This is a genomic window from Nocardia citri (assembly GCF_054065835.1).
Window position 1 is genome coordinate 49,988 of record NZ_JBSUQM010000034.1, and the last position, 6,510, is coordinate 56,497.

The following is a 6,510-nucleotide window of genomic DNA, read 5'->3' on the forward strand; positions in this document are numbered from 1 at the left end:
GCTGCGATCGTGCGCGGGTCGTACGGCGACCGTGCGCAGAACTGCGATACGAGGACAGCTCGCCATGACAGATGTCGACTATTGCGTGATCGGCGCAGGCTTCGCGGGATTGACGGCCGCTTTGCGGCTGAAACAGGCAGGTCGATCGGTGGCGGTGCTGGAAGCCCGCGACCGGCTGGGCGGGCGCACGTTCACCGAAATGCGTACCGACCAGTCGTGGATTGATCGCGGCGGCGCATGGGTAGGACCGGGGCAGGATCGGATCCGCGCACTGATGGACGAGTTCGGGGTACCGAGCTACCAGCAGTACACCGATGGTGAGGCCATCATGGTGGTCGACGGCAAGCAGCACCGCTATACGGGCACGATTCCGTGGACGATGAGCCCCTGGGCGTCGTTGAATCTCGGTGCGGCGCTAGTCGAGCTGGGACATATGTGCAAGTCGGTTAGTCTCGACGCGCCGTGGGCATCGAAGCGGGCCGCCAGATTGGACCAGCTCAGCCTCGCGCAGTGGCTGGATGACAACGTACTTTCCAGACCCGCCCATGATCTACTCGAGACCGCCGTCGCCGGCTGCTACACCTCGGCCGCATCGGAGGTGTCGCTACTGTTCGTGCTGTACCAGATGGCATCGGCGGGAGGACCGAACTTCGTCCTCGGTGTCAAAGACGGCGCGCAAGATGCTCGGCCGGTCGGCGGTATGGGTGCGATCTATCGGCCGATGGCGGCCGAGATCGGCGACTCGGTCCTGCTGTCGCAGCCGGTTCGTCGGATAGAGCAGGACACCACCGGCGTCACGGTGCGCACGCAAGAGTTGGCGGTGCGCGCACGTCGGGCGGTCGTGGCGGTTCCCCTGGCCATCGCGAGTCACATTCTGTACGAGCCCATGCTGCCGGTCGATCGATCGTTCCTGCATCAGCGGATGCCGAGCGGCTCGATCATCAAGATTGCCGCCGTGTACGACGAACCGTTCTGGCGGCGCGACGGATTGACCGGGCAATCGGCCGCACCGGGGTCACCTGCGACCATCACCATCGATGCCTGCACCGATACCGGGCGACCCGGCATCCTGTGTGTCATCATCGAGGGACCCATCGCGCGGCAGGTCGGACAACTCGACGAGGCCGACCGAAAGAAGACGGTACTCGGTGCGCTGGTCGAGCGGTTCGGCGACAAAGCCGGCTCCCCTGTCGACTACATCGAGCACAACTGGACTCTCGAGCGCTACTCCGGCGGCGGGATGCTCAGTCACGCACCCACCGGTGTTCTCACCCAGTTCGGCCATGCTCTGCGTGAACCGTGCGGCCGCATCCACTGGGCCGGAACCGAGAGCTCTGCGGTGATGTGCGGTTGGGTCGACGGAGCCGTCCGCTCGGGCGAACGGGCGGCAAGTGAAGTGCTCGAATGCGAGACCGCCACCGTGGTCTGAGGATGAGAAACGATCACCACGCCCGGCCGTTCGATTTCGTACCACCCACCAGCTCACCCCGCGGCAGCGAGGTAGGTCTCGCGGTGCTCGATCCCCGGATGCCGACGCCGCTGCCCACTCATCGCCGGGCACTGATCGCCGCAGCAGCTGACGTCGCAATCTCGGGTATTTCGAACATCCGTGCAGTCGACTTCGAGCATTGACACCCGTCGTCGACGTCCTAGATCGCGACGGTCTGGGTGTCTTCGAGGCGGATTGTTCGAGGGCAGATCCTTGATTCACCGGAGTTTCGATTTCCATTCACTTTCGCGCACACCACTGTGCGGCACGCACTGAGATGGTCACGATCGGTGCGGTCAGGGTCGACCGCCGCCACCCGATCGCTCGCCGCGATCCGGATCGACCAGGAGGTTCCATGTCCGCCTCGGCACGCCGCCGTCTCGGCCGACGAAGTCGCGGTGCCGCCGCGATCGCCGCGCTGCTGACGCTCGCCGCCACATCGTGTTCCAGCTCGTCGGACAAGGTGTCCGCACCCGACACCGACACCGCGACACCGATCAAGCATGTGGTGGTGATCTTCCAGGAGAACGTCTCCTTCGATCACTATTTCGGCACCTACCCGAACGCGGCGAACACCGACGGCTCGAAGTTCACCGCCACGCCGGATACCCCGAAGGTTGACGGGCTCACCCCGGATCTGTTGTCGCACAACCCGAACAAGTTCCAGCCGACCCGGCTCGGTGGCCCGAACCAGCAGGTGACCTGCGACCAGGACCATGAGTACAAGGACGAGCAGGCCGCATTCGACGGCGGCAAGATGGACCAGTTCGTCGAGCACACCGAGGTCGCCGCCTGCAAGCCGCCGACCTTCGGCGCGCCCGGCCTGGTGATGGACTACTACGACGGCAATTCGGTGACAGCGCTGTGGAACTACGCTCAGCACTTCTCGATGAGCGATAACTCCTACAACACCACCTTCGGCCCGTCGGCGCCCGGCGCGATCAACCTGGTGTCCGGCCAGACCCACGGTGTGACAAAGGAATTCATGCCGGACGGTAAGCCGTTCCCGGAGCACTACGTGGTCGACAACGCCGGCAACAACCAGGGCACCGTCATCGACGACCCGCAGCCGTTCGGCGACGATTGCTCGTCCCACGATCAGATCCAGATGAGCGGCACGAACATCGGCGACCTGCTCAACAAGAAGAACATCAGCTGGGGCTTCTTCCAGGGCGGGTTCAAACCGACCGAGACCAAGGACGGTAAGGCTGTCTGCGGCGCCACGCACAACGTCGGCGTCGCGCTCGGCGGCACCGGTAAGACCGGTGACAAGGCGTTCGACACCAAGGCCGACTACATTCCGCACCACGAGCCGTTCCAGTACTACCCGTCGACGGCGAACCCGCATCACCTGCCACCGACTTCGGTGGACAAGATCGGCCAGACCGATCAGGCCAACCACCAGTACGACCTGTCGGACTTCTGGGCCGCCGCCGACGCGGGTCACCTGCCAGCGGTGAGCTACCTGAAGGCATCGGGTTACCAGGACGGTCACGCCGCCTATTCGGATCCGCTGGACGAGCAGCAGTTCCTCGTGGAAAGCATCAACCACCTGCAGAAGCTGCCGGAATGGAAAGATACCGCGGTCGTCATCGCCTACGACGACTCCGACGGCTGGTACGACCACAAGTCCTCGCCGATCGTTATGTCCTCCGGTTCCGCGGAGGACGCGCTCACCGGGGCCGGCGCCTGCGGTGACGCGACCGGCAAACCTGCCAAGTACCAAGGCCGCTGCGGCTATGGTCCGCGCCTGCCGCTGCTGGTGATCTCGCCCTACGCCAAGGCGAACTTCGTCGATCACACCCTGACCGACCAGACCTCGATTCTGCGGTTCATCGAGGACAACTGGAAGACCGGGCGGATCGGCGACGACTCCTACGACGAGCGCGCCGGCGTGCTCGATGCGATGTTCGACTTCAAGGCGACGGCACGGCCGACGCTGACACTCGACCCGAAGTCCGGCAACGCGAACTGAACCCGATAGCACCGAGCCGCCCGGTCCCGTCCGCGAAAGCGGAACAGACCGGGCGGTTCGTGGGCGCGGTTGGCGCCGATGCTACCTGGCGGCAAGAAGTCGGGCCGTCCGCCTTGGCGGACCGAACGGCAACTCCTCGACGGGATCCGGCGGCGGACGCGGGTCGGTTGCCCGTTATGTGCCATCACTGCCCGGACATCCACAACGTCCGTCTTCGCCTGATCGCCTCGTACCGGGCCACAGGGATCCAGATGCTGTCAGTAATAGTTTCAGTGTGAGCGCATATCGCGCAGGGCATCCCGGGCCCGGTCGAATACGGCCAGCGGCGGGCTCGTCACGAGGTTCGCCAAGCCGGTCTCGCCCCCATGCGGATGCGGTCGGGTCGGGGCGAGCTTTTCGGCAGCGCGCACCATGCCCGCCCAACGCTCGAGCTGGTTCACCGAGAACTGTTTGCGCAGGAAGGGGAATTCCTCGGTCTCCTCGTGTGCGGCGTGTTCGGTGACCTTATCGGCGAACTCGGCGAGCTTCGCATCGAAATCGGGATGGTCGACGCCCATGCTGTACAGTTCGGCCAGCGCGCCCTTCACCGCGTTCTCCTCGGCCAATCTGGGTCTGATGATGTCGTCGGCACCGAAGGACGCGCGCCGCGCCACCGAGTGCACGACCTGCTCCTCGGCGGCTTCGTGCACGGCGAGCAGCCGCACCAGTTCGGTGAATAGTTCCCGCTTATCGTCCTGGCCCGATTTCAGCTTGTCGAGCAGGCGCCGGATCTGCTCATGCTGGGCGGTCAGCAGATCGATCACATTCTGATCCAGCTTTCCCATCGTGCACCTCATTTCTGCAGCGGGGTACTACTCATCTTCCTCCGAAGGCCGACCAGCGCGCCACGGGCAAACCCGCCCGTGCGGCATTTGCCACCTCCACGCGACAGCCACAAGTCGCGCGCTCTGCTGTGGTGGGAAGTCCCTCAGCTGGTCCAGTCCGGCAGTGGCTCGAGCAGGGTTGCGATGAAGTCCAGGATTTCGCGGTTGTCGCGGTCTGGATCGCTCATGAACAGTCCGTGTCCTGCGCCCTCCGCCCCCAACATTGCTGGGGGTGGATATCAGGCAATAAATCTTCGCCCTGCGCGACCGCGGCGGAATGCTCCCCGCGATAATTGATGCGCACGCATGCAATGCGACGGTTGTAATGCAGCCGTGGGTCTTGGTATGTGTCGCGTGGATACTGGTCGATGTGATCGCTGTACCCGACGGGACTGGGCTTCCCACTGTCGGCAGGAGTTATGGACCCGGCCGTCCGCGGCGAGCGGAGCTGCGGCTGTTGACGTTCGCGTTGGTGATCACTGCGGCGGCGTGGTGTTTGATGGCGATCGGCACGGATTCGGGTATCGAAGAGCATATGCCGCGGGACTTGGTGATATTCGCGGCTGTGATGGCGGCGGCGCACCTGGTGGTGCGCCGTTGGGCCAGTGGCGCGGATCCGTTGATCCTGCCGTGCGTGGCATTGCTCAATGGGCTGGGGTTGGTGCTGATCGATCGGCTCGATCACGCGGAGGCGGCACGCGCGGTCGCCGATGGTGAACCGGTCCCGACGCCGGATGTTGCTCATCAGTTGATCTGGACGATCGTGAGTATCGCGTTGTTCGCGGCCGTCGTGATCTCGGTACGCGACCATCGCACGTTGTCACGGTACGGCTACACATTCGGGCTGGCCGGAGTGGTACTGCTCATGATCCCTGCGGTATTGCCGAGCAGTATCAGCGAGGTCAACGGTGGCAAGAGCTGGATTCGGTTGCACGGCTTCTCGGTACAGCCCGGTGAGTTCGCGAAGGTGGCGTTGCTGATCTTCGTCGCCGCGTTCCTGGTGGCCAACCGTGAACTGTTCGCCGCCGCTGGGACCCGAGTGTGGGGCTTGACGATTCCGAAACCACGTCACCTGGCCCCGCTGCTGGTCGTGACCGGTATCGCGGTGCTGGTGTTGGTGGTGGAGAAGAACCTCGGGTTCTCGCTACTGGTATTCGGCACCGTGCTGGCCATGATCTATATCGCGACGAACCGGGTTTCCTGGCTGCTCATCGGGATAATCATGTTCGCGATCGGCTGCACGATCGCCTACCACCTGTTCGCACATGTTCGGGTGCGTGTCGCAGTGTGGCAGGACCCGTTCGCCAGCTACTTCGGCAATGGCTATCAGATCTCCCAAGCACTGTTCGGCATGGCCACCGGCGGGCTGGGCGGCGACGGCCTGGGGGCTGGTCGCCCCCAGGACGTACCGTTCGCCAAGACCGACTTCATGATCTCCACCATCGGTGAAGAACTCGGCCTCATCGGGCTGACCGCGGTCATCATGGTATTTCTGATACTCACCATGCGCGGCTTCAAAGCGGCACTGACCGTTCGCGATTCGTTCGGCACACTGCTCGCCGGCGGCCTGGCCTTCGCGATCGGCTGGCAGATGTTCGTGGTGGTGGGCGGGGTCACCAAACTGATCCCGCTGACCGGCATCACCACCCCCTTCATGTCCTATGGTGGCTCCTCACTGCTGGCCAACTACATCAGCATCGCCCTACTGATCCGGATCTCGCACCGGGCCCGCACCGAACTCGCCGACACCACGCCACCAGCGCTCGCCCCCATCGCCGATGCCACCACCGCACTCATCGGCCGCAAGCCGCGGTAACTGCTCCCGGCCGATCCCGCCGGGAAAGGCCGCTGGTGTTTCGCCGTGACGCCGATGAGTTCTCCGCGCCCCGCCGAGTCAGCCGATGACGGCGTTCGGGATCGTCCGGCGCTGGTTGCGACCAGTCCACCGATCATGGCTCGGGCCACCATCTTCGGTGACAGCGAGCCACCACCGCTCCACTTCTCCCCCCGTGTCCTCAGCGCAGGTAATCATCGAGAATCGATATATCCCCCGCGTGCGCAGCGGCCGTGATTGCCGCGAGCGAGTCCACGGTGAGCTCACGTGGGTTGTTCTCGACAAGACGTCGAGCGGTCCATGCCTGCTCGGCGATCCAGGTGTGCATCCCCGGCGCCACACCAAGGTC

General features: G+C 64.3%; 4 protein-coding genes. 3 read left to right on the forward strand and 1 reads right to left on the reverse strand.

The window, feature by feature from the left end; all coding sequences use genetic code 11:
* The first annotated feature begins 64 nt into the window (after positions 1–64).
* Entirely contained in the window at positions 65–1,429 is a 1,365-nt protein-coding gene (locus ACW2Q0_RS28705; protein ID WP_457194045.1) for a flavin monoamine oxidase family protein, read from the forward strand.
* Positions 1,430–1,844: 415 nt separating this feature from the next.
* Complete coding sequence (locus tag ACW2Q0_RS28710) at positions 1,845–3,464, forward strand: phospholipase C (RefSeq protein ID WP_457194046.1); 1,620 nt, start codon at positions 1,845–1,847, stop codon at positions 3,462–3,464.
* A gap of 269 nt (positions 3,465–3,733) precedes the next feature.
* On the opposite strand, the gene ACW2Q0_RS28715 is transcribed toward ACW2Q0_RS28710, so the two are convergent.
* The gene (locus tag ACW2Q0_RS28715) at positions 3,734–4,288 is read right to left on the reverse strand and encodes a hemerythrin domain-containing protein (protein ID WP_457194047.1); all 555 of its coding nucleotides are present in this window, start codon (positions 4,286–4,288) and stop codon (positions 3,734–3,736) included.
* Between the two features lie 364 nt (positions 4,289–4,652).
* On the opposite strand from ACW2Q0_RS28715, the gene ACW2Q0_RS28720 reads away from it, so the two are divergent.
* A complete protein-coding gene (locus ACW2Q0_RS28720) occupies positions 4,653–6,143 on the forward strand; it encodes an FtsW/RodA/SpoVE family cell cycle protein (RefSeq protein WP_457194048.1) in 1,491 nt (496 codons plus the stop codon).
* Positions 6,144–6,510: the final 367 nt, after the last annotated feature.

What these genes read in the sequence shown, in the direction of transcription:
- ACW2Q0_RS28715 (WP_457194047.1), bottom strand. Translation starts at nt 4,288, where the DNA reads ATGGGAAAGCTGGATCAGAATGTGATCGATCTGCTGACCGCCCAGCAT.
- ACW2Q0_RS28710 (WP_457194046.1), top strand. Translation starts at nt 1,845, where the DNA reads ATGTCCGCCTCGGCACGCCGCCGTCTCGGCCGACGAAGTCGCGGTGCC.
- ACW2Q0_RS28705 (WP_457194045.1), top strand. Translation starts at nt 65, where the DNA reads ATGACAGATGTCGACTATTGCGTGATCGGCGCAGGCTTCGCGGGATTG.
- ACW2Q0_RS28720 (WP_457194048.1), top strand. Translation starts at nt 4,653, where the DNA reads ATGCAGCCGTGGGTCTTGGTATGTGTCGCGTGGATACTGGTCGATGTG.